The sequence below is a fragment of the Acinetobacter bouvetii DSM 14964 = CIP 107468 genome, assembly GCF_000368865.1.
GTDB lineage: Bacteria > Pseudomonadota > Gammaproteobacteria > Pseudomonadales > Moraxellaceae > Acinetobacter > Acinetobacter bouvetii.
This window is the reverse complement of record NZ_KB849727.1, coordinates 1,214,092-1,237,809: the sequence shown is the minus strand read 5'-3', so window position 1 is coordinate 1,237,809 and position 23,718 is coordinate 1,214,092. Positions and strand designations below refer to the sequence as shown.

Below are 23,718 nucleotides of genomic sequence, written 5' to 3'. Positions count from 1 at the left end.
TGATTTATAGTAAAATGGCAGGTTTTACACCGTTAGTCCTATAAAGAGGTCTTGTGATGAATAGTGAACAGCTCGCTGATATTTTAAAAGCTGCGTTTCCAGAAGCTGAAGTTGCAGTGAGTGGGCAAGGCGGAAAATTTGATCTTCGTATAGTGGATGATCAATTTGAAGGCAAGCGTCCCGTTGCCCGCCAGCAAACCGTTTACGCGCCTTTGAATTCCTATATTGCCAGCGGTGAAGTTCATGCAGTCACAATTCGCGCAATGACCAAAGAAGAATGGCGCAAAGCAAGCCTTTTCGGAGCTTAATAATTTAATGGATAAATTTTTAATTCAGGGCGGTGTGAAGCTCGAAGGCGAAGTGCGCATTTCTGGTGCAAAAAATGCGGCGCTTCCATTGCTGGCTGCAATGATCTTAGCAGACACTCCGATTACCCTGACGAATGTTCCAAACCTTAAAGATGTCAATACCTTAGTAAAATTGATTGGCGGTTTGGGCGTACAGATTTCTTATGAAGGCGATACCGTAAAAGCAGATGTATCTACTTTAGATAATCAGTTTGCCCCGTATGAGCTCGTTAAAACCATGCGTGCTTCAATTCTGGTGCTTGGACCATTGCTCGCGCGCTATGGCAGTGCACAAGTGTCACTTCCGGGCGGCTGTGCGATCGGTTCACGTCCAGTTGATCAGCATTTAAAAGCATTAGAAGCTTTAGGCGCGCATATTGAAGTTGAAAATGGCTATGTACACGCCAAAGTCGATGGCCGCTTAAAAGGCGGCGAAGTTGTCTTTGATATGGTGACTGTGGGCGGTACAGAGAATATTTTAACGGCTGCGGTATTGGCGGATGGTGTAACCACAATCCGTAATGCAGCCCGTGAGCCGGAAATTACAGATCTTGCGCAAATGCTGATTAAGATGGGCGCAAAGATTGAAGGTTTAGATACAGATACCCTGATTGTAACGGGCGTAGAAAGCCTGCATGGCTGTGAATATGCAGTGGTTGCTGACCGTATCGAAACAGGTTCATATCTGGCTGCTGCAGCAATTACAGGCGGCCGTGTGAAAACCACGCATACCGATCCCAATCTTCTCGAATCTGTATTGGATAAATTTGAAGAAATGGGCGCGGAAGTAACTCGCGGTGACGACTGGATTGAGCTGGATATGTTGGGCAAACGTCCAAAAGCTGTGAGCTTCCAAACTTTGCCGCATCCAGAATTTCCAACAGATATGCAGGCGCAGCTGATGGCAGTCAATGCAATCGGCCGCGGATTTGCCACAATTTCTGAAACGATTTTTGAAAACCGTTTTATGCATGTGCCTGAGTTGGCCCGTATGGGAGCAAACATTCAGGTTGAAGGCAATGATGCTGTTGTGACAGGTGTAGAAAAACTTTCTGCAGCGCCTGTGATGGCAACGGATTTACGCGCTTCTTTCTCTTTGGTTTTAGCTGCCTTGGCTGCTGAAGGGGAAACGCTGATTGACCGTATTTATCACATTGACCGCGGTTATGAAGATATTGAAGCGAAGTTACAAGGTTTAGGTGCCCAGATTAAGCGAGTAAGTTAATGAGCGATATGAGAAACGATGATCCAAACTTTGACGTTATGGGCAATTTTGATCATGGTTTAACTTTAGCATTAAGCAAGGGACGTATCTTAAAAGAGACATTGCCGCTGTTGGAAACGGCGGGGATCAATTTACTGGAAGATCCGGATAAATCCCGTAAATTGATTTTTCCGACAACACATAAGCGTGTGCGTATTCTAATTCTACGCGCATCTGATGTGCCGACCTATGTTGAGAACGGCGCTGCAGATTTAGGTGTTGCGGGGAAAGATGTGCTGATGGAACATGGCGCGCAAAATGTTTATGAACCATTAGATTTAAAAATTGCTAACTGCAAGTTAATGACAGCAGGTAAAGTGGGGATGGAACGTCCGAAAGGGCGTTTAAAAATTGCCACTAAATATGTGAACTTAACGCGTCAATATTATGCAAGCCTTGGCGAGCAGGTAGATGTGATTAAGCTTTACGGTTCAATGGAACTGGCGCCATTAGTTGGGTTGGGTGATTATATTGTCGATGTAGTTGATACGGGCAATACGCTTCGCGCCAATGGTTTAGAGCCTTTGGAAGAAATCTGCAAAGTGTCTTCACGATTGATTGTGAACAAAGCCAGCTTTAAGCGTAAGCAGCAGTTATTGAATCCGATTCTTGCTCAGCTGGAAACCGCTGTAGAAGAACGTGAAAACGCCAAAACAGCTTAATTGACTGTGCCTCAAAAAACCGCCATTCATGGCGGTTTTTTTATCAGCCTGATGCAGGCTTTATTGATTTAAACATAGATGCTTATTGAGAAAACTTGGCAAATGAGCGTGTATTTGCCGTCCACAAAGTAGCTGAAACAAGGTAAACTAAAGTTTTCCAATTCAAACCTTGTGGGTAAATTGATGCGACGTTTATCGACTCAAGATCAAAGCTTTAAACAAGACTTTGCGGACTTGTTGGCTTTTGAGACAGTTAGTGATCCTGAACTTTTAAAGACCGTTGACCAAATTATTGCTGATGTCCGTCAGCATGGTGATGCTCACGTTCTTAAACTCACTCAACAGTTCGATCGACATCCTGCGCATCATTTTTCAGATCTAGAACTGAGCCAAGAACAGCTAAAAACCGCCTTTGATGGTTTAAAAGCTGAAGTGCGTGAAGCTTTGGAGCTGGCAGCCAGCCGCGTACGTGAATTCCACCAAGCGCAGAAGCAGGATGGCTGGACCTATGTTGATGCTTTGGGCAATACATTAGGTCAAAAAATCACGCCTTTAGACCGTGTGGGCATTTATGTACCGGGCGGTTTAGCCTCTTATCCATCCTCTGTATTGATGAATGCGGTTCCAGCCCATGTCGCTGGCGTGCCAGAAATTATTATGGTGGTGCCTGCGCCGAATGGTGAACTCAATCCATTAGTTTTGGCGGCTGCTTATCTATCAGGCGTGCACCGCGTATTTACCATTGGCGGGGCGCAAGCGGTCGCTGCCTTGGCATATGGCACGGAAACGATTCCATCTGTTGATAAAATCACTGGTCCAGGCAACCGCTTTGTTGCTGCGGCAAAGCGGGCCGTATTTGGTCAGGTCGGCATTGATATGATTGCCGGGCCATCAGAAATTCTGGTTTATGCTGAAGGTGAGAACAATGCTGAATGGCTGGCCATGGATTTATTGTCGCAAGCGGAACATGATACTGTTGCGCAAGCTGTTTTTATTACACCTGATGAGCAGCTGCTGAATGATGTGGCAACTGCGATTGAAGCGCATTTGCAAGCTTTGCCTAAAGCGGAGATTGCGCGCACATCGATTGCCAATCGCGGCGCATTGGTCTTGGTAAAAGACCGTGCGGAAGCCATTGAGCTGATCAACCAGGTAGCGCCAGAGCATTTAGAGCTGTGTTTGGATGATGCGCAAGCAATGGCTGAGGATATCCGTCACGCAGGCGCAATTTTCATGGGGCGCTACACTCCTGAAGCCATCGGTGATTACTGTGCGGGTCCCAACCATGTGCTGCCAACATCTGGCACAGCGCGTTTTTCATCACCTCTGGGCGTATATGATTTCCAGAAGCGTTCAAGCCTGATCATGTGCTCAGAGCAAGGTGTTAAAACCTTGGCGAAAACGGCAGACATTTTGGCGCAGCAGGAAAACTTAGATGCGCATGCGCGTTCTGCACGTTACCGTTATCAGTAATTGAGTTATAGGCTAGCTGAAAAAATCTAGCTTTCTAAAATGACAAACCTCTCCCTGACCCTCTCCTGCAAGGAGAGGGAAACGCATGCAATGAAAAAATTCGATGTCCGATTTTATCATTCATGAGATGGAGATTCCTCTGCCTGAACGAGTTTGAAAGTGCTGCTTTCAAACCACAGTTCAAGAGAGGTTAGGAGAGGGCAATAAGAGAATATAAAATGTCTAGCATTACTACCGAACAGATGCGTTTTTGGAGCCCGGAAGTGCGTGAGCTTGAGCCTTACGTGCCTGGAGAACAGCCGAAAATTCAAAATCTATTAAAATTAAATACCAATGAGAACCCTTATCCGCCATCCCCTAAAGTGGTTGCTGCGGTACAGGCGGTATTGGCTAATTCAGCCGATGCTTTACGTCTTTATCCTGATCCTGATGCATCGGCGTTAAAGCAGGCGATTGCCAAGCAGCAGCATGTGGCTGTAGAAACCGTATTTGTTGGCAATGGCTCTGATGAAGTGCTTGCGCATATTTTTAAAGCATTTTTCATTCAAGATTTACCGGTTTTGTATCCTGATATTACCTACAGTTTTTATCCGGTTTATAGCCAATTCTTTGGGGTAACAACCAAAGTGCTGCCTTTGAATGACAACTTTGAAATTGTGGTGGCTGATTATAAGCAAGCCAATGGCGGGATTATCATTACCAATCCCAATGCGCCTACCAGTATTGCACTCGGTTTATCTGCTATTGAAGAAGTTTTGCAAGCCAATCCAGATTCAGTGGTGGTGATTGATGAGGCTTATGTCGATTTTGGTGCGGAATCCGCAGTCAAATTGGTTGAAAAGTACGATAATTTGGTGGTCTGCCAAACCACTTCCAAATCGCGTTCTTTGGCGGGCTTGCGTGTCGGCTTTGCTATTGCCCAGCCGCATTTGATTGCTGCATTGCAAGCGGTGAAGAATAGTTTCAATTCATATCCAATTGACCGTTTTGCCATTGCTGCCGCCGTTGCTTCGTTTGAAGATCAAGCTTATTTTGAAGAGCATAATCAGAAGGTGATAAACAGCCGCGACAAACTTGTGGCGCAGCTTTCAGATTTAGGGTTTAAAGTTTTGCCGTCAAGCGCGAATTTTATTTTTGCGTCGCTGCCATCCAAAGATGCCGGCGACTTAGCTGCTGATTTACGTGAAAAAGGGATTATTGTGCGGTATTTCAATAAGCCGCGCATTAATCAATTTTTGCGGATCACAATTGGTACAGATGAACAGAATCAGCGCCTTGTTGATACGTTGAAGCATGAAATTTTAAAGTGAACTCGATTTTTACTCTGCCAGAGTCCCCATTGTCTGATCAAGAAGGGCTAAGCGGAATTTAAAAATGAAAGCGGATCTTCGGGTCCGCTTTTTTATTCGGCCGGCTGATGCCAGGTATTGAGTAAATTCAGCATGGCGTATACTTTATCAAAGCATTCCTGATATTCAGCATCGCAATCAGACGCAATCGTAATGCCGCCGCCTGCCCATAGAGACACCTCATTTTGGTATTTTTGAATTGAGCGGATGAGAATATTCCAAGAGCCTGTGCCATCCTCATTAAAATAGCCTAAAGAACCGCAATATGCGCCGCGCGGCGCGCCTTCCAACTCGGCAATAATCTGCATTGCCCTGATTTTTGGTGCGCCCGTAATTGAACCGCCGGGCAGGGCAGACAGCAGCATATCGAAGGGATTGACATCATTTTTCAGTGTGGCGGTCACTTCGCTGACCATATGATGCACCTGATTAAATGATTCAATATTAAACAGTTTTGGGGTTTTAACAGATCCAGTTTCAGCATAAACACTGAGGTCATTGCGCAGCAGGTCTACAATCATGACATTTTCAGCCTGATCTTTTTCAGAGTTTATGAGTGTCTGTTTTGATTGCTGATCTAGAATCGGATCATCAAAGCGGGGCATCGTGCCTTTAATCGGTTTGGTCACAATCTTGCGGTCAGCTTCAAAATCAATAAACAGCTCCGGCGAACAGCTCAGCAATTCAAAATCATCAATGCGGAGATAGCCTGAATACGGAGCATCTGTTAATTGCCAAAATTGCGCAGCAGTATCTAAAAGTGACCCTTCCGCGGCGGCAGTAAACTCTTGAGTTAAATTGATTTGGTAACAATCACCTGCTGTTATATATTCCTGTACTTGCTGAAATGCTGATTTATATTGGTTTTTTGACCAGCGGGCTGTGCAGGCAGATTGCAATGAAAAGCTTTTGTTTTTATTGATATTCTGCATTGCGTCAAGGAGCAAAGCCTCTGTTTGACTCAGTTTTTCCGGTGAGCAATGCAATATCCAGCCATCCTTCGTCCAGGCGAGAAAAGTGCTGAAATGCCCTAAAAATAGACTGGGCTGATTTTTTTCCGCCAAATCAATCTGCTGTGAAGCGCCGTAATCGTAACTGATGAACCCTATGTATCCGCCATTAAAACTTTTGTTGTGATTTTCTTTCAGTGTGTTATTGCCGATCCGCGGCAATTGCTGCATTGCCGATTTACGGTATGTGTGCAAATCCTGCTGAATAAAATGACTGAGCTGAGCGTTTTGCAAAAGAAAATATTCATCTGCGCCAAAGGCAATGACCGGCGAATTATCATTTTGCAAATAGGCGGCATGATTGAAGCCGGCCAAAGCTTTTAAAATAAGGCTGGCATCAATAGTATGATTAAAAAGGTTTTTTTTACAAATTTCGGGGTTTTGCATGCGTCAATTTAATGCAGAATTGAGTAATACTGGATAGTTTATATCAATGCCGCGCCGTTGGCTGTGTAAATACCGTTTATCGGCAAGAGAAAGATTGCGACCAACAACAGTTGAACAAAAAATGACACAGATATAATTTAGTCAGGCGAGCACTACTCAAGGAAAGATGTAACAGCTGTCACAAAATGAATAATCAGCTGGGTATATCGAGTGGTTGACAATCAAAAAAATAATACTCTTGGGAGAGTACAAGATGAAAAAACTTACTAAACTTGCTTTAGTTTCATCAATGGCTATCAGCGCAAATGCAATGGCAATGCAAGCAATGGATGATGCGGCGCTAAGTGCTTCTACAGGTCAAGATGGCATCAATATCGGTATCGGCATTTCAAAAATTGAAATCGAAAAATTATTGATTCATGATAATGACGGTTTAACTTTAAAAGGGACACCTGGATCTGCAGATTATAACGGTGGTACAAGCACTGCCGGCGCAATTGTAATCAAAGGCAATGGCATTTCAGGCGATGTACTGGAAACCAAAGGTTTGATTATCGGCGCAAACTACGACAATAATGGCGCATATCTTTTAACTTCTCGCAACTTGGCTGATTTGCGCATCGATTCTGATGCCGGTACAGGTGCTAAAGGCGCATTCATCAATATCGCTGCAGATGTATCAGGCTTGGATATTAAAATCGGTGAGATTGGTGTGGCAGCGTCTAATGCAGTGCCTGGTGCATCAGCAACTTCTATTCGCCGCGGTGCTTCTGATACTAACTATAATGCGATTTTATCAGGCTTATCACTTAAAACGGGTAAAATGTCTGCAAACATCCAGCTGGGCGCAGCGCCTCAAGGTGCAATGATCAAGTTGGCGAGCACGATGGTTGGCGGTCTTGAAATTACGAATCTCGGTATTCTTGATAACTCTACAAATGGTGCTGTAGTCGGCGCTGTTACAGCAGGAGCTATTACCACTAAACAAGCTGGTGAAATTCATATTGACAGCATTAAAGTTGCTGATGCAAATAGCAAAGATTTAACTTTAAATGCGACTGTATCTGTATATAACGAAGGTTATTTAGGCGCAAATAAAGCGACTGACGGCTTCCTTAAAATTCAAAGCAACAGCGGCCCAATCGATACTTATGTTGCAGGCATCCATTTAGGCAACAAAACAGGCGGTTCTATTGGTGATGTAGAAGTGCAAGGTTTGCAAACATTCTGGAGCCCGGCACAAGGTACTTATAACGCAGGTTCTGTAATTAAGATCTCTGGCCGTTAATATCTTTAAAAAAAAGCGCGTATTTATACGCGCTTTTTTTTTACAAAAAAAGATAAAAATCATCAAAAAAATAAAAAAAATACTGTTTTATTTTGGAAAAAAGCGGTATCTTGCATATTACATGGATGTAGAGCATTAGCTCTAAAACAAAGATAATAAAGGCACATCATTGCCGATAACTAAAAAAGTTAGAACATATGTTAGAGATAGCACTAGGCTCGGCATTGATGTATTACTTTGCCAAAGAGTCGTTCGATATAAAGGAAAAGCCAGCCGGGACAGTGCAATACACTGAAACCTTGGATTCCCGTAATGATTCGTTTACGCGTATGCACCGCGAAGCGGTTAAAATCAAGCCTGCCATAGAAGATCAATTCCGCGGAATTGTCCGGCAGGCTTACGACTACAGCTGCGGTTCCGCTGCATTAACGACTTTGCTCAATGGTTATGTAGGCACTCAGCTGACAGAACAGCAAATTATGAATGGTTTGCTGAAATACGGCGAAACCGAAAAAATTATCGAACGCCGCAGTTTTTCTTTGCTGGATATGAAGCGTTTTGTGGGCGCTTTGGGTTTGCAAAGCGAAGGTTACCGCGGAGAATTTTCGGATTTAGTCAGTCAAGGTCAGCCTGCTATTGTCCCAATTTCATATGCTGGCTTTAAACATTTTGTTGTCTTTAAAGGCTATAAAAATGGCAGGGTGTATGTTGCGGATCCTGCACTGGGAAACATCAGCTTTGATGAAACTCGATTCAAGCAAATCTGGGAAAATAATACTCTATATTTGATTAATGTTGCGCCTGAACATAGAAAAAATTTATTGGCGCTGCAGGATGCTGATCTTCGTCATGTGGATGATGCGACCGTGAACAGATATGCATTTGTTGATATTCAATATCCGCAATTTTATATGAATAAAATTGCAGATAAAGCTTCAACAATCCGTCTCGATAAAAATATGAATAAAGATTCGGAGAACTACGGCAAGCAAGAATACAACTATTTGCGGCTTTACTATAAGAGCAAATAACTTCTGTTAACAGTCAATCGAAAGAAAAGCGAAATTAAAAAAATAAAAGCGGTGGGATGGAACATGAAAAGTAAATGGATGAACAGAACAATATTGGCTATGAGTATTCAGCTGGTGATGGGGGTTGCCTATGCTGCTGAAGAGTCGACGGTCGGAGAGTATGAGCAGCCTGAACAGCAAGAGCAAACTGTTGCGGCGGATACGGCAGTAGGCGGCTATGACTCTGTCGATGAGCCAGATGCAGATGCGCCTGCTGTGCCAGTTCAAACAGCAGAAGCATCCGCATCAAGTCCAGCTGCGCCAGAAACTCAGGCAGCAGCAAGCGCTCCTGATGCATCATCCGCTTTGCAGCAGCAGGCTGGCGATGCAAATCAGGAAACAAATCTGCAAGAGGTGTTCACCTCAAATGAACGTCAGTATTCTCTGATTAAAAAAGCTGAAATTTCATCTTTCTATGACGTGGACTATACGTATTATCGGGATACGCAGCTGGATATGGAAATGGCTAACGGCCAGCTCTATCAGTTGCGTGTGCAGGAAAATGCAACGCATTCGATGACCAACACTTTTACACTGCAATATGGTGTTTTGGATAATTTAACGTTTACTGCATCATTGCCTTTAGTCGCTAAATCGGATTTGCTGAAAGATACCTCTACTGCCGGTTTAGGCGATATTTCATTAGGCGCGCGCTGGGAGCCGTTTCCGCTGAAAGCAGGGCGTTTGCCATTAATTTTATTTGGTAACTTGTCCACTAAAACGGGTGACAGTCCATATGAAGTCAATGCCGCTTCAGATTTAGCGACAGGTAAAGGCTATTATTCTGTCGGGGTGGGCGCAAGTACGCGCAAGTATATTGATCCAGTCGTATTGTTTGCTTCTGTTTCAGCCAATTATGGCCTGCCGGAAACTGGTTTGAACCAGCGCCGCGGCACAAGAATCATTAATGAGTTTGATCCGGGCATCAGCGGCGGTTTTGCTTTCGGTTTTGCCTATTCATTCAACTATGACGTCTCCTTGACGATGTCATATCAGCAAAGTTTCAATACTGGCTCTGAATTTAGATATAACACTGGGGAATCATACTCTCCAGCAGATCAAACCAGTTCAACTTTAGCCATTTCATTAGGTGTCCGGGTGTCGCCAGATACGATTGTGAATGGAACAGTTGGTTTAGGCTTAACAGAAGATGCGCCAGATGTTTCTCTGGGCTTATCTTTCCCGCTGGATATCTTGGGTTTCGGAAAGAAACTCCGTTAAGAGGGCTGCTGCATGAATAATATTCGGCTCAGCCCACTCGTTACCGCGATTATTTTAACGGGCTGTTCCAGCGCCGCATTTGCGCAGCTGGGTACAAACTTATCTGTAGATGTACGTTCTTTGGCGCTGGGTAATGCTGTTACGGCAGATCCCCCGGGGATCAGCGCCGTGCATTTTAACCCTGCTGCTTTAACCAAAATCGAAGGCCTGCAAACCGATGTGCAGGGCATTATTGCTAACTTTGATATTCAGCGGCAGTTTTCTGTTCCAGCTGGCTATAATGTTTTTGGCTATTCAGACGACCCAATGGTCTGTAATGACGGCCCAGAAATTTCTGCAGATATTTGTACGGACTTCAAAGATACCATCAATGGGGATGTAGAGTATGCGAGCCTCTATGTGCCGATATTGAAAAAAATGGTGGACTTGGGCGAGGGGATGCCTTTAGCTGCGCCCACTGCAGGTATTGCATATAATCCGCCAGGCTCAAAAGCGACATTCGCAACTGCAATGTACGCGCCATTAATTGCCGGTTTCGGTGCGGAAAATGGCAATGTGGGCAATTATATGGGCCAGCAGGTAGCGCTGGAGCGAATTACGTATTTATCGCCAACAATGGCTTATCAGGTTAATGATGAACTGTCGATCGGCGGCGGCATCGGCATGTCTTATCAGGCTATTGGCCTGAAAACAGATTTAAGGTTCCCAAATGAGCTGATCGGCATGCTGCGCATGATCGATGAGGTTGTCTGTACGCCCTTTAAAGAAAATTCAGACATTATTACCGACATTCTTTTGCTGGGGATGTGTAATACAGAAGAGGGCATGAACCCCTTTAGCCGTTTTGGCCAGCTGCAGCTCTCACTTGAGCAGTCCTTAAGTCCAAGCTTTAACTTGGGTGTGCTGTGGGAACCCCGGGAGGATTTCGGTTTTGGTATGGTTTATCAAAGTGCATCAAAAATGCGCTTGAAAGGAAAATACCATATTGATAACTCTAAAGCGCCGCAGGAACTGATTAAAGGCTTAATGTCTTCTCCAACAGGGCAGATTTTAGCAGCTATCTTAGGTTTTCCGACAGCGGTGCCTGCAAGCGAATCCGGCCTGATTTCGATGGATTTTGAATATCCGCAGCATTTTCAAGCCGGCATCAAATATAAAATCTTGCCAGATCTGCAAGTCAACTTTGACATTGGCTGGACGGACTATAGTGCATGGGACAAATTCCGTTTTGAATTTGACCGTCAAATTTCTGCCCTGAAAATTGCCAAATTATTGTCTGCGGACATTAATGATACCTCACTGGCATTGCCCTTGAAGTTCACATCGCCATGGAACTACGGCATTGGCTTAGAGTATTCTGCAACGGACCGCTTAAAGCTTCGGATGGGTTATGAACCCCGCACCAGCGCCATTCCGGCTGATAAGCGGAATACGATGATTCCAATCAATGGGGCGCAATTATTTGGCATGGGCGTAGGTTACCGTTTTGATGCCGATACTGATTTAGACTTATCGATCGGCTTTTTACGCAGCAAAGATAACATCCCGGCAAATTCCAGTAGCTTATCCAACCAAACTGGGGTAAATAATATATTGCTAAATCCGTACGCGGGTTTGAATGTTAAAACAGATACAAAAATCACGATTTTAGGGTTGAACTATAGAACAAGATGGTAGGAAAGGCAGAAGAATGAAAGGGAATTTATTCATGAAATCGGTGCTTGCATTTGGAATATTGCAGGCAGCGGTTTCTAATGCTGGCATATTCCATACAATTATTGGACCAGATGGGCGTCCGATGGTAGTGCAGCTGCCAGACAAGAAAGTTTTGAAAAAAGAGCCAGTAAAGGAAGGCGAACCCCAAAAGGATGCGCAGCAGAGCGAACATCCAAGTAAGGATGATCTGAAACAGTCTAACTTAAAGATAGAATCTGCTGTTATTGCCCAGCCGCAAGAAATCCGCTCATCGTCACAAATCAGTAGGGCGCAAGAACAGAATTTACAGCAAGTTATCAAAAAATTAGATGTAAAAAAGCCTGTTCCTTCAGTAGAAGAGCGTCAGCAGGCTAAAGAGAATTTGCCGTCAATACCCCCGGCTCATGCGGCAGATGCCCAGCGGACTAAACCGCAAAAACAGGATGATGGGAAAGCGGCTGAGCAGCTGAAGCGGCCTAAAACAGTCCAAGAGAATGTTCCGCCAGTTCTTAAACTCAACACGCGCGCGGAAGAGCCTAAGCCGCCAGTGTCAGCAGTACTGGCGAAACGTGTGCAGATTGCGCCTGCGGTCATGCAGTCGATTCAAAAAAATGAGCAGCTGAATCAAGTGCAGTCTCCATTTAAGACCCTGCCGCCGGATCTGCTAAAAAAAACGGGCGCAGCTGAGAAGCCTTTAGCGCAAACAGAACCGCGCGCAGGTTTTTCCGCCATCGATGGCGAGCAGTACGTCAACAGTGAATATCTGGAAGATAAAGAATTTAATTTAGAAGGCAAAAAGCGCTTTTATGCGATGCCGGAAGGCGTAATTGATCATAAAGTCGGCGCAACTCGAATGCAGATGGTTGAGCGTGAGAAGGGGGTCAGTAAATCTATAATTGAATCCCTGTTTAAGCGCAATCAGCCTGTGGAAAATGGGCCCATTACCTTATCTGCATCTTATTATAGGGTTTCTCAGGCGGATGCTGTTTTAGGGCTGGGGCAGCAGTGCTTCCAAGAACAGCAAACTAAAAAGGCGAAAAATTTAAAGCCGCAGTCTGAAATGAATATCTGGCCAAGGGCGCCATTGAAAGATGAGTTTGATTTTGAAGTGATCAAAGTCGAAAAGCCAATACAAAATATCCGAATTAACTCGTATGCATCTAAACAGAATAATCCAACATTTTATTGGCCCTTTGTGGTTTTCTTAGATCAGCAGGGATGTGTGCTGGAAGGGGCTGGGGGTTTTAAAAATAATGACAGCGCTGCAACAATGACCCAACATGAAAAAATTGAAGGTGTCATACACGTTCCGCAGCAGAGCCAATATATTTTACTGACGCCTTTGGCTTCTGCGCTGGACGTTGATCATCGTGAATTATCCAATCATGGACAGTTGAAATTAGTCGCAATCCGATAGGATTTGAATAAAGAGAACAGGAATGAAAAGAAATTATTTTTTACCCTTTGCAGCAACAGCATTGGCTGCAGCATTATCTGGCTGCGGCGGCGAAAGCGCTAATGTGATTCCAGAGGTTTATGACACCAGCACGGCAAATGGGGCATGCACAATTGGTACAAGCGGCTGCTTGGGCTTTGCGCTGGACTATCCGCTAGATGGGCTGAATTTCACCTGTAGCAGTGACACGGTAAATGTATTCACCACGAATTTGAATTTAACAGATGGCGCAGCAACAGGCGCATGCAAGATTGGGGATACGGCGACCTTTTTTATTAAAGGTGAAAAAGATAAACGGATTAATTTGGGTAGCTTAGACCTGAACAGCATTGCAAAAGTAAGTGTTGCTCAGTTGCCGCGCCTATCTATTGCTGATATTGCTGCTGGGCTCACAGGAAGCAGCGCTGCATCTTTAAATGAAAATGATGCCACCATTAAAGTCGCGGTTCGTATTGTCCGGATATTACAGGCATTAGCGCTTCAAGAGCGGAAAATTTCTAATCCTGCTGACATTCAAGCTTTATATATTACAGACAGCATGCGTACGCAGCTTGAAAATATTGCGGCTTCGATTCCTCAAGACAAGCTGATTAATACCACAGATGCTGAATTTGAAGCATTGATTAATCCATGGATTAATCTATCGTCTGTAACGAATGCGCAAGCTTTTGAAGCTGTAAAAACATTAGTCATGATTACGAATGGCGCGGTGTATCAGCCAGAGTTTTCATTATTTTCTACCGCAGCGATTTTGGGAAGCGCATTAAGCGGTTCAGACGGTTTGGTCGGATGCAATAAAGACAGCTGTGATACAACCGATGCGTCTACACAGCATATTTTTGGTCACTTTATGGTGATTACAGACCGTGAAGGCTATACTTTTGGCAGCGGTTTGCAGTGGCAGGGCTCAGGTATTTCCGGGACACAAACCGTAGGCGGATTAAATACGAAATTAATTACATCGACGCGGCCGATCCGTTTAACCGCGCCATCTCAAAATACATGGCTGAATCCGTTAACGAAGAAAATTGATCAAAATTATAATTTTAATGTAGGGAATTCATCCTCGCCGTTAACGATTTATCAAGGCAAGCTGTATAACGATTATATGATTGCCGGCAAAGAAAAATTCTATAAATTGCTGACCGGAAAGACGACAGTAAGCAGTGCGGATCAGCTGGATTTTGGACTTTGGAAGCAAACAGCAGGGGCCGATCAGTTTAAAGGAACGCTGGATCTGTATAAAACGTTCCCAATTACTTATTTAGACAAAGCGGTTTTCAAATCCACAGCCAATGTAAGCAACGGCGAAAGCTATGTTTTCCCAATGTATGCGGATTTGACCTTTAAATTTACGGATACTTCTGTTTCCAATGTCAAATTGGGCATTGTGATTGAGGAAAACGGGAACATCCGTTCAAATATTAAATCGGGCTTTACCGCTGACGATATGTCCACAGGCACGTGTGACAGCAGCACTTTCAATAAAGCCACATATATTCAAGACGGTGTGCAGCAATATCGCTTGGGTTCCGTTTCTCGCGCATTTACCAATGATAAGACGGTGTCCCTGCGGATGGTTTTAGGCGGGGCGACACTAGGGAAAATTGATGGCGCCTTGATTGGCATGAACTCATCCATTAAGACGGACAGTGATGGCAACAGTTTGGTGATTGGCGGCGCTTTATTGAATGTCGGCAATTTATTAGGCCTGACTGGCGGTACGGCAAGCATCCCATTTACCGATTCAACCAAAACCGGTGATGTAAAATGGGCAAACAGTCTGGCGAGTTTCCAGCGCACATACAATACGAATAATACGACCGCAGTAACGGCTCAAGATACTGAACTGGCAAAATTAGCGGGCGGCACTTTATCGATTAGCCTTGCGCCGTGTTATAGCGTGAAAGTTAAAAATTAAATATAAAAGATAAAAAAGCCCATCTCCTGATGGGCTTTTTTATCTTTGCAGGGCTGCTGGCTAACGATGAAAAGCGCTATCCGGTATGATCCAAGCGCGTGCCTAATGTTTCCAGATGGTTTGAGAAACTGCCGGTTTTCCGGTCTGCAAAATAATGCCGGAGTGTGCGCTCCACACTGGGAAACGCCAAATCATTCCATGGAATTTCGTCTTCAGCAAATAAGCGGGATTCGATGGTTTCTTCACCGGCGCCAAATTTTCCTTCAATGAGGTCGGCTTTAAACAGGACATAAATTTGACCAATCCGAGGGATATTGTACATGCAGTAGAGCTGCTGAATTTCGACTTCAGCTTCAGCCTCTTCACGGGTTTCACGGGCTGCGCCTTGCTCCATGGTTTCAAACAGCTCCATGTATCCGGCGGGCAAAGTCCACAGTCCATAGCGCGGTTCAATTGCGCGCCGGCACAGCAGCACTTTATTTTCCCAAAGGGCAAGCGCGCCGCAAATCACCTTGGGATTGACGTAATGAATATAACTGCACTGAGTGCATATACGGCGGACTTGGTGATCACCAAGAGGGATTTTTTCAGCTGTTGTGCCGCCGCAGTTTGTACAGAAGTTCATATTCAAGGTCAATGATTAAACTTGCAGTCAGCATAACTGAAAAATTAAACTTTGGCATCATTTCTCAGGCAGTGGCAATAAAATTGAGCTATGATCAAATGAGCCAATAAGAAAGAGAAATATGGATGAAGGATCGTTCATTGACACAAAAACTGCAGCAGAGCTTACGGTTTTCGACGCGGGTGCAATACGCGCAAGCCGCTGTGTTGATTGCGGTTACAGATGAAGCCGATCCTAAAATACTGCTGACCCGCCGTTCTGCTTATTTGTCCAATCATGCTGGGGAAGTTTCGTTTCCTGGGGGCAAGCGTGACCCGAATGACACCAGCAATATTGTAGTCGCCTTGCGTGAAGCGCAGGAAGAAACGGCGCTTAATCCTTTTGATGTGCAGCTGCTGGGTGATCTGCCCATGCAAAAAGCAAGAAATGGCATGCTGGTTAAGCCCGTTGTGGGGTTGATTCCGCCGCAAGTTGAACTGATTGCGCAGCCATCCGAAATTGACCGGATTTTCTTCGCTTCTGTCGAAAAATTAATGCAGGCGCCGCCGATTCCTTATGAAGTGCGTTACGCGCATCAATCGCTGTATTTTCCCAGCATGCGGGTTGAAAATGAAATTGTCTGGGGCTTAACTGCGCGGATGCTGATTTCGCTGTTTCAATACGGATTAGGCTATCAAAAAGAATGGCCTTTTTTAGTTAATTCACCGACATTTAAGTGACTTATTTCATGTCTTATTCTCAACAGGATATTTTCAAGGAAGCATGATGCTGTATAAATTTGAAGGGCGTTCGCCGAAAGCGCTGCATCAGCCATGGGATGGCTGGGTAGCGGACAATGCCACAGTGATTGGCCAGGTTGAGCTGGGGCAGAAAGTCAGCATTTGGTTTGGTGCTGTCATCCGTGCCGATAATTGCCGCATTCATGTGGGGGATTATAGCAATGTGCAGGAAAATGCAGTGTTGCATACCGATGCCGGCATTGAACTGCATATCGGCAATTATGTGACCATTGGCCATCAAGCGATGCTGCATGGCTGCATCATTGGCGACAACAGCCTCATCGGGATTAACGCAGTGGTATTAAACAATGCGGTGATTGGCAAAAATTGCATTATTGGCGCGAATGCCTTAATTCCAGAAGGCAAAATCATTCCCGATAATTCAGTAGTGATGGGCTCTCCAGGCAAAGTTGTAAAAATGCTTGATGAGGCTGCCGAAGCAAAATTGAAAATGAGCGCTCTGCATTATGCTGCGCATTTCCCTAAATTCATGCATTTGGAACCTGCTCAATTAGATTGAGTTTCAATCTAAAAAATATTCAGCCTGGATGATTCCAGGCTTTTTTGTATCCAATGATGGAAAATCTCGCGAAGCATCTGCGAGTGGAGTATCATAATCACCGTTTTTTAGTCCGTTTTATTAAGGTTGTGCATGAAATTGCTGGCACTGGAAACCGCCAATGAGCAGTGTTCCGTCTGTATTGCAGAAGAAAATCAAGAGCTTTATTTCCAACTCGATGCGCGGGCGAAAGCACAAACGCAAACCATTTTGCCATTCATTGAGCAGGGCCTTTCGCAAACAGGCATTCAAATTTCAGATTTAACCGCAATTGCCTTCAGCCGCGGCCCAGGCTCTTTCAGCGGCGTGCGCATTAATGCCGCCGTGACGCAAGCCTTGGCGTGGTCAAATGACTTGCCGGTTATTCCCGTATCCAGCCTGCAGGCCTTGGCGCAAGCTGCGTACCGTATCGCCGGCTTGACTGAAGTCACGGCGGTACTGGATGCACGTATGAAAGAAGTTTATATGGCCAGTTATCAGCTGGATCAAAGCGGCATTATGCAGGCGGCAGATGAAGAACAATTATTAAGCTACAGCGAAGCGGAGCAGGCCGTGAAATTTACGCTGATTGGCTCGGGTTCAGTTTTAGTTAAGCCAGAACAAATACAATATAAAGATATCAGTGCAACCGCACAGGATATCGCCACAATCGCGCGCATGCATGCACAGCAGCAGAATTGGGTGACTGCTGAACAGGCTTTGCCTGTCTATTTGCGTGATAATGCTTGGAAAAAAATCCCAGAACAGGGCACACCATAATTAGGAATTTGTATGGATCTTATCCTGCTGCTTAAAGCAGCAATCATGGGCATCGTTGAAGGCATAACTGAATTTTTGCCAATTTCAAGTACTGGGCACTTGATCTTAGCTTCTGAATTGATGAACTTTTGGACCAAAGAAAAAAGCGACGTCTTTGTGATTGCGATTCAAATGGGCGCTATCGCTGCCGTCATTTATGAATACTGGTCACGCCTTTGGGGCGCAGCAACCGGCATGTTCACAGGTGAAGTCAAAGGCCGGCATTTAGGCTTTAGCTTGATCATGGCGTCTATTCCTATTGTCCTGGTGGGCTTAACTTTTGGCCAGGCAGTAAAAGACCTGCTGTTTAATGATATTGCGGTTGCGATTGGCCTCATTGTTGGCGGCTTTATTATTATCTGGATTGAAAAGCACCCGCCGAAAGTGAATGCGCAGGAAGTCGAAAATATCAGCTATAAAGAAGCGATGTGGATTGGCCTCATTCAAGTGCTGTCTTTAATTCCGGGCACCTCGCGTTCAGGCGCCACCATTATTGGCGCAATGTTCTTGGGCATATCGCGTAAAGCAGCGACGGAATTTTCATTCTTTTTGGGTATTCCTGTGATTATTGGCGCGGGCCTGCTGGATTTATATCAAAGCTATGATGTGTTTAAAACCACTGAAGACTGGAGCGTTTTGGCAACAGGCATCATTGTTTCATTTGTTTCCGCATTGATCCTTATCCGCGCATTGGTCGCTTATGTCGCAAAACGTGATTTTATGATTTTTGCCTGGTACCGCATTGCATCAGGCCTATTGATCCTATTGTTTGCATTTACAGGCTGGAAATTATGGTAAGCGAAATGCGCTTATACACAGAAGCCGAGTTTGAACCGAAAGCACAGCAGTTCTCTGCTGTGCTTTCTTCTCGTGGGGTTGATGTAAATATTCAGGTTGCAGAAAAACTCAATGCGCGGTTTTTCCGCCAAAATCCGGATATCGCTTTGAGCGTAGATGCGGATGGCCTTTGGCTATGTGCCAATGGCATGAAAATGCAGCCGGACTGGAAAGCGGAAGCCGGACGTTTGAAACGGGCATCGATTAAATCTGAAATGATTGGCCGCGCCTGCAATTTGGCAGAAAAGCCCAATTTGATTGATGCGACAGCCGGCCTTGGCCATGACAGCCTGCTGATGGCGTATTTAGGCGCCAACGTAACTTTGCTGGAACGCCATCCGATTTTGTTTACGCTGCTTGAAGACTCGCATCGGCAGGCCATGCAGGATCCTTTTTTAAAGCCAGTGGCTGCGCGCATTCATTTGGTTTTTCAAGATTCAGCAGATTATTTGCGTGAACAGGCCGTGCAGCGCAAAACGACGGATGTCGTATATTTAGATCCCATGTTTCCTCAGCGTGATCAAAATCAGCAGGCCATTAAAAAACAGGCGCAAGTGAAAAAGCAGATGCAGTTGCTGCACATGCTGTTGCCGGAAGATGGCGAAATGGATTTGGGCGACAATTTGCTGGGTTTAGCGCAGCAGGTGGCAAAACGTGTTGTGGTAAAACGCCCAAGACTGGCGGTATTTCTGGCGAATCAGGAACCGCAGCATCAATGGCAAGGGGATGCCTGCCGTTTTGATGCCTATTTTCAGCATGATCTGGCAATTTAGTGTGATAATGACTTCAAAAATCCCCCTGATTTGCTATATAGTTGAAAAATAGCATTGATAAAAACTGCATCAAGCATACACTTGCTGATGTGATAAGTGAGCCATAACCCCCATAAGATTTATATGATCGACTTCAAACCCTCCATCAATTTTTGGCATGATTTTAAAAGCAACCAAACTGCGGGGATGTGGCTGTTTTTAGGGTCTAGGCGCTCGCTTCAGATTGTCCGCCCATCTATTCTGCAATTGGTGTTTTGGGGGATTTTAGGCGGCTGCGCAAACAGCCTGTTCAGCTGGCTGAGCAGCGGGCGCATTGGCGAATTTAACCCGCAAGGCTTGGTCAGCTACGCGCTTTGGCCTTTTATTGCCTTGATTGTCGGGATCTTTTTGTCACAGCGGGTCAATAACCCGCGCCTGATGCTGGTGCCTGCGCTGTTATGGCTGGTGCTGGATACCCACATCATGCTGTTCCAGGGTTTGATACAGTATTTGGGCGATCTGGATGCGCTGCCGTATATCCTGTATGACTTTATTCCAACCCTGTTCATTATCCTGTTTGTGTGGCAAAGCCTGGCTGTTGTCTGGGTGATTTCCCGAGAGCTGAAATGGCCATGGTGGGAGCGCGCGCTGATTATGCTGGCGACGCTGTTTACTTTGGTGGTATGGCAAATATCAGTCAAAGACCAGCCGATCTGGAAAGTGGAAGACATGCCGCCAACATTTGCAGAAGATGCGTTCTATGCGCAGAGCAAATTGCTGAACAAATCTCTAGATGGCGTGGAATATGGGGAATTTGCGCAAACCCACTGGTATTTTTTAGGGGTGGCGGGAGCCAGCTATCAAGATGTCTTTAAACTGGAAATTGAACGGATTAAAGAACAGTTTGATACGCGTTTCGGCACCTTTGGCCACTCTATGGCTTTAGTCAACAATCCGGCAACCCGCACGGAATTGCCGATTGCATCCCGAACCAGCATGGAAATGGCTTTGCGCCGTATTGGCCAGCAGATGAATAAGGAAAGCGATGTCTTATTTTTATATATGACTTCGCATGGCTTGCCGAACGTGTTTGAAATAGAAAATGCTCCCTTGGATTTAGCGCAGGTTGACCCGAAATGGCTGCGTGACACTTTGGATGCCGCTGGCATCCGCTGGCGGGTGATTGTGATTTCGTCTTGCTATTCCGGCAGTTTTGTTCCTGCTTTGCAGGATGAAAATACGCTGGTGATTACCGCATCGGCGGCTGACCGCCAGTCCTTCGGCTGTTCGAGTGAAGCGGATTACACCTATTTTGGGCGCGCATTTTTTGATCAGGCGATGCGTGAGCAGCCTTCCATAGAAGCAGCATTTGAACAAACCAAACAAACAGTCGCGCAATGGGAAAGTGCGCAAGGCTTTGAACCGTCTGAACCGCAATGGTCAATTGGCAAAAATATGCAATTGATGCTGCCGCAATTAGAGCAGCGCTTATTTCCGCCTGCCACTGCGCCGCAGAAACTTGTTTCGGCACCACAGAAGCCTGTTGCCGCAGCGCTGAATTAACTCCACACCTCATTCATAGGCATTTGTTACAGCTGCACGCATGTTCATACCGCTGTGGCAGAGCCTAAGCCTGCACCTTAAAATTGAAACTTTCTTTGTTATGCGATCTTTTATTGCTCTTCAGCGAGAGACTTTAACAGCTCAAGCTTCTTTCTTTCCAAATCTATAATCTGCTGCTCAATTTTATCTAAGCGCGCTTTTTGCAGGCTTTGCGTTTCTGGGCAAAATGCTGCGTCTTCAATTAAACGCATGCAGTCGGGGAAAGTACGGATTTCAGCCAGATTGAAACCAAACGCGATAAAGCGCTGGATTTGCTGAATTTGAGTAATGGTTTGCTCTTTAAAGTAGCGGTAGCCATTGGCCCCGCGCTGAGAATGAAGCAGTCCTTGATTGTTGTAATAACGGACTACGCGGACACTGACACCTGCTTTTTTAGCTAGCTCCCCAATAGATAACAGCATAAATTGAATTAGCCCTGTTGACTCTGACGTTAGTGTCAATGTTTAGCATACAAGCCAGCTTAACAACAGAGAAAATTTATGCCGTTATTTACCTTTATTCAAACTTCTTTCAGCGCAATCCTTCTTATGCTTTCAACTGCGCTTTATGCGCAAGAAAAGAGCTATTTTGCTATTTCAAGCGATGGCGTGAAGATTTCGATATATGAAACAGGCCCGTCTGAAGGCGCCGCCATCATTTTTATTCATGGTTTATTGGGCAGCCATTTAAATTGGGAGAAGCAACGTATTGATCCTCAACTAAAACAGTATCGTTTAATCCGCTATGATTTACGCGGGCATGGAAACTCTGATCAGCCCAACTCTGCAGCGGCTTATACCGATGGCGCACTTTGGGCGGATGACTTGGCTGCCGTGATAGATGCCAGTCATGCTCAAAAAACTGTGCTGGTTGGCTGGTCATTAGGCGGAGCGGTCATCAGTAATTATTTTGCAAAATATACAAAGGCGAATATACGCGGAGCGGTCTTTGCTGGCGGTGTAGTTGAGCTGAATACTGAACAAATACCCGCCCATCCCGCTGTATATAGTGGGATGGCTGCTGAAAATTTGCAAACGCACCTAGATGCAGAACGTGATTTTTTACAACTTTGTTTTTATCAGCAGCCTGATACGGTTAGTTTTGAACGGCTGCTCTCCGCAGCTGCGCTTGCAAATTCCACCATGCAGCGCTCAGTGCCTGCTATCAGCATTCCCGCAGAACAGGGTTTGAATCAGCCTAATTTACCTATGCTATTTATTTATGGCCAGCACGATGCTTTGGTGAATGCTGAAGCTTCATTACAGCGGGCAAAGCATATCAATCCAAAAATTCAATCCGATATTTTTTATCATTCTGGGCATGCGCCATTTTGGGAGGAATCAAGCTTGTTTGACCAGCGCTTAGCTGCATTTATAAACACACTTTAAATAAATGCACTTTAAAAAGATGCATGCCTTTCTACTGCAACGCGCTGGAGCAGCATGTGTCTTATGTAGAACAATGAAACAGGCCTGTTGCAGATTTAAAGAAGCAGAAATTCAAAATTTCATGATCAAAATAGCATAAGCTTATGAAGCAATTGCGTTAGTATGTTAGCCAGAATGATTTAAGGAATGATTCATGGAAAGAATGGAAAGACATGCCTCATTTGGCGGTTGGCAGGACGTTTATCAGCACCAGTCAGATGTTTTAAAATGCGCTATGAACTTCTCAATCTATCTGCCGCCGCATGCAAAGGATGAGAAATTGCCAGTCATTTACTGGCTTTCCGGGCTGACCTGCAATGAGCAGAATTTCATTACCAAAGCCGGCGCTCAAAAATATGCATCCGAAAATAAAGTGATTATTGTCGCTCCGGATACCAGCCCGCGGGGTGACAATATCGCGGATGATGCGGCTTACGATTTAGGGCAAGGTGCAGGATTTTATCTCAATGCGACTCAAGCGCCATGGTCTGAACATTATCAAATGTATGATTATATCGTTCATGAACTGCGGGCCTTAATAGATGAAAACTTTCCAAGCAAGCGGGTGCAAAGCATTATGGGGCATAGTGCCGGAGGGCATGGCGCTTTAGTCATTGGCTTGAGCAATCCGGATGTTTATCAGAGCATTTCCGCCTTTTCGCCTATTGTTGCGCCGTCGCAAGTGCCTTGGGGGCAGAAGGCATTTAGGGCTTATCTCGGCGATGATCAATTGCTGTGGTGCCGTTATGATGCCGTTGAGCTGATTAAGTCGGGTGCAGCGCGCAAGCCAATTTTAGTGGATCAAGGTTCTGCGGATTCGTTTTTGGAAGAACAGCTAAAGCCTGAATTGCTGAGCGATGCCTGCCGTGAAATGAACTATCCGCTGACGCTGAACATGCGTGAAGGGTATGACCACAGCTATTACTTTATTGCCAGTTTTATTGACGCGCATATTCAGTTCCATAGCGCTGAATTAAACAGATAAAATCTCGGATCAGAGCAATTTGAAATGCTGTTTCGGATGCCGCAGTATGATGCATTTATGCTGCGGATTGCGCTTCGATATAGCGGATATTGCTGATCAAAGCCACACTGGCGGGATAGGCGCTTCACAGCGCCGTGCATTTAGCCGAAATAGTGTGGATTCAATCTTGGAAAATTTTTATTCAGGTCAATGGATATGTTTCATATGCAGG

At 45.1% G+C, this 23,718-nt stretch carries 22 protein-coding genes; 19 read left to right on the top strand and 3 right to left on the bottom strand.

Features of this window, described 5'->3' with window-relative positions; translation table 11 throughout:
* Positions 1 to 56 precede the first annotated feature (56 nt).
* From ibaG to hisC, 5 genes are all read left to right on the top strand, one after another.
* A complete protein-coding gene (gene ibaG / locus F941_RS12810; RefSeq protein ID WP_005011984.1) occupies positions 57 to 308 on the top strand; it encodes a BolA family iron metabolism protein IbaG in 252 nt (83 codons plus the stop codon).
* Between the two features lie 7 nt (positions 309 to 315).
* Positions 316 to 1,572 carry a UDP-N-acetylglucosamine 1-carboxyvinyltransferase gene (gene murA, locus F941_RS12805; RefSeq protein WP_005011981.1) on the top strand — a complete coding sequence of 419 codons (1,257 nt, stop codon included), beginning with the start codon at positions 316 to 318 and terminating at the stop codon, positions 1,570 to 1,572.
* Positions 1,572 to 2,273: an ATP phosphoribosyltransferase gene (hisG, locus tag F941_RS12800; RefSeq protein ID WP_005011980.1), complete on the top strand. Its 702-nt coding sequence runs from the start codon at positions 1,572 to 1,574 to the stop codon at positions 2,271 to 2,273. The genes murA and hisG overlap by 1 nt, the downstream gene beginning before the upstream one ends.
* Before the next feature lie 171 nt (positions 2,274 to 2,444).
* Positions 2,445 to 3,746, top strand: a complete 1,302-nt coding sequence (gene hisD, locus F941_RS12795; RefSeq protein ID WP_026253363.1) for a histidinol dehydrogenase — start codon at positions 2,445 to 2,447, stop codon at positions 3,744 to 3,746.
* 218 nt (positions 3,747 to 3,964) lie between these two features.
* Positions 3,965 to 5,056 carry a histidinol-phosphate transaminase gene (gene hisC, locus F941_RS12790; protein ID WP_005011977.1) on the top strand — a complete coding sequence of 364 codons (1,092 nt, stop codon included), beginning with the start codon at positions 3,965 to 3,967 and terminating at the stop codon, positions 5,054 to 5,056.
* Positions 5,057 to 5,148: 92 nt separating this feature from the next.
* Here hisC and F941_RS12785 read toward each other — a convergent pair whose 3' ends face one another.
* Entirely contained in the window at positions 5,149 to 6,492 is a 1,344-nt protein-coding gene (locus tag F941_RS12785; RefSeq protein ID WP_005011975.1) for an anthranilate synthase component I family protein, read from the bottom strand.
* Between the two features lie 253 nt (positions 6,493 to 6,745).
* Here F941_RS12785 and filA point away from each other — a divergent pair, with 253 nt between their 5' ends.
* The 6 genes from filA to filF all read left to right on the top strand — a co-directional run bounded on the left by filA (position 6,746) and on the right by filF (position 15,143).
* Positions 6,746 to 7,780 carry a putative pilus system protein FilA gene (filA, locus tag F941_RS12780; protein WP_005011973.1) on the top strand — a complete coding sequence of 345 codons (1,035 nt, stop codon included), beginning with the start codon at positions 6,746 to 6,748 and terminating at the stop codon, positions 7,778 to 7,780.
* Positions 7,781 to 7,977: 197 nt separating this feature from the next.
* Positions 7,978 to 8,811, top strand: a complete 834-nt coding sequence (gene filB, locus F941_RS12775; protein WP_035361865.1) for a putative pilus system C39 family peptidase FilB — start codon at positions 7,978 to 7,980, stop codon at positions 8,809 to 8,811.
* A 63-nt stretch (positions 8,812 to 8,874) separates the two neighbouring features.
* Positions 8,875 to 10,071, top strand: coding sequence for a putative pilus system protein FilC (filC, locus tag F941_RS12770; RefSeq protein WP_005011971.1), 1,197 nt, complete (start codon positions 8,875 to 8,877; stop codon positions 10,069 to 10,071).
* 12 nt (positions 10,072 to 10,083) lie between these two features.
* Positions 10,084 to 11,748: a putative pilus system OmpP1/FadL family transporter FilD gene (gene filD / locus F941_RS12765; protein ID WP_005011970.1), complete on the top strand. Its 1,665-nt coding sequence runs from the start codon at positions 10,084 to 10,086 to the stop codon at positions 11,746 to 11,748.
* Positions 11,749 to 11,779: 31 nt separating this feature from the next.
* Positions 11,780 to 13,183: a putative pilus assembly protein FilE gene (gene filE, locus F941_RS12760; RefSeq protein WP_409360575.1), complete on the top strand. Its 1,404-nt coding sequence runs from the start codon at positions 11,780 to 11,782 to the stop codon at positions 13,181 to 13,183.
* Between the two features lie 22 nt (positions 13,184 to 13,205).
* Positions 13,206 to 15,143, top strand: coding sequence for a putative pilus system protein FilF (gene filF, locus F941_RS12755; RefSeq protein WP_005011967.1), 1,938 nt, complete (start codon positions 13,206 to 13,208; stop codon positions 15,141 to 15,143).
* A 76-nt stretch (positions 15,144 to 15,219) separates the two neighbouring features.
* On the opposite strand, the gene F941_RS12750 is transcribed toward filF, so the two are convergent.
* Entirely contained in the window at positions 15,220 to 15,768 is a 549-nt protein-coding gene (locus tag F941_RS12750; protein WP_005011963.1) for an NUDIX hydrolase, read from the bottom strand.
* Between the two features lie 125 nt (positions 15,769 to 15,893).
* Between F941_RS12750 and F941_RS12745 the strand changes: the two genes are divergently transcribed.
* From F941_RS12745 to F941_RS12720, 6 genes are all read left to right on the top strand, one after another.
* On the top strand, positions 15,894 to 16,487 hold the full coding sequence (locus F941_RS12745) for an NUDIX hydrolase (RefSeq protein ID WP_005011961.1): 594 nt from the start codon (positions 15,894 to 15,896) through the stop codon (positions 16,485 to 16,487).
* 46 nt (positions 16,488 to 16,533) lie between these two features.
* Positions 16,534 to 17,067 carry a gamma carbonic anhydrase family protein gene (locus F941_RS12740; RefSeq protein ID WP_005011960.1) on the top strand — a complete coding sequence of 178 codons (534 nt, stop codon included), beginning with the start codon at positions 16,534 to 16,536 and terminating at the stop codon, positions 17,065 to 17,067.
* A gap of 132 nt (positions 17,068 to 17,199) precedes the next feature.
* A complete protein-coding gene (tsaB, locus tag F941_RS12735; protein ID WP_005011958.1) occupies positions 17,200 to 17,865 on the top strand; it encodes a tRNA (adenosine(37)-N6)-threonylcarbamoyltransferase complex dimerization subunit type 1 TsaB in 666 nt (221 codons plus the stop codon).
* 12 nt (positions 17,866 to 17,877) lie between these two features.
* Positions 17,878 to 18,702, top strand: coding sequence for an undecaprenyl-diphosphate phosphatase (locus tag F941_RS12730; RefSeq protein ID WP_005011955.1), 825 nt, complete (start codon positions 17,878 to 17,880; stop codon positions 18,700 to 18,702).
* 5 nt (positions 18,703 to 18,707) lie between these two features.
* On the top strand, positions 18,708 to 19,514 hold the full coding sequence (locus tag F941_RS12725; protein WP_171065518.1) for a class I SAM-dependent methyltransferase: 807 nt from the start codon (positions 18,708 to 18,710) through the stop codon (positions 19,512 to 19,514).
* 123 nt (positions 19,515 to 19,637) lie between these two features.
* Positions 19,638 to 21,056, top strand: coding sequence for a C13 family peptidase (locus tag F941_RS12720; protein WP_005011945.1), 1,419 nt, complete (start codon positions 19,638 to 19,640; stop codon positions 21,054 to 21,056).
* 110 nt (positions 21,057 to 21,166) lie between these two features.
* On the opposite strand, the gene F941_RS12715 is transcribed toward F941_RS12720, so the two are convergent.
* Complete coding sequence (locus F941_RS12715) at positions 21,167 to 21,517, bottom strand: MerR family transcriptional regulator (RefSeq protein ID WP_005011944.1); 351 nt, start codon at positions 21,515 to 21,517, stop codon at positions 21,167 to 21,169.
* 78 nt (positions 21,518 to 21,595) lie between these two features.
* Here F941_RS12715 and F941_RS12710 point away from each other — a divergent pair, with 78 nt between their 5' ends.
* The gene (locus F941_RS12710; protein WP_005011943.1) at positions 21,596 to 22,483 is read left to right on the top strand and encodes an alpha/beta fold hydrolase; all 888 of its coding nucleotides are present in this window, start codon (positions 21,596 to 21,598) and stop codon (positions 22,481 to 22,483) included.
* Positions 22,484 to 22,676: 193 nt separating this feature from the next.
* Positions 22,677 to 23,507: an S-formylglutathione hydrolase gene (gene fghA / locus F941_RS12705; RefSeq protein WP_005011942.1), complete on the top strand. Its 831-nt coding sequence runs from the start codon at positions 22,677 to 22,679 to the stop codon at positions 23,505 to 23,507.
* Positions 23,508 to 23,718 lie beyond the last annotated feature (211 nt).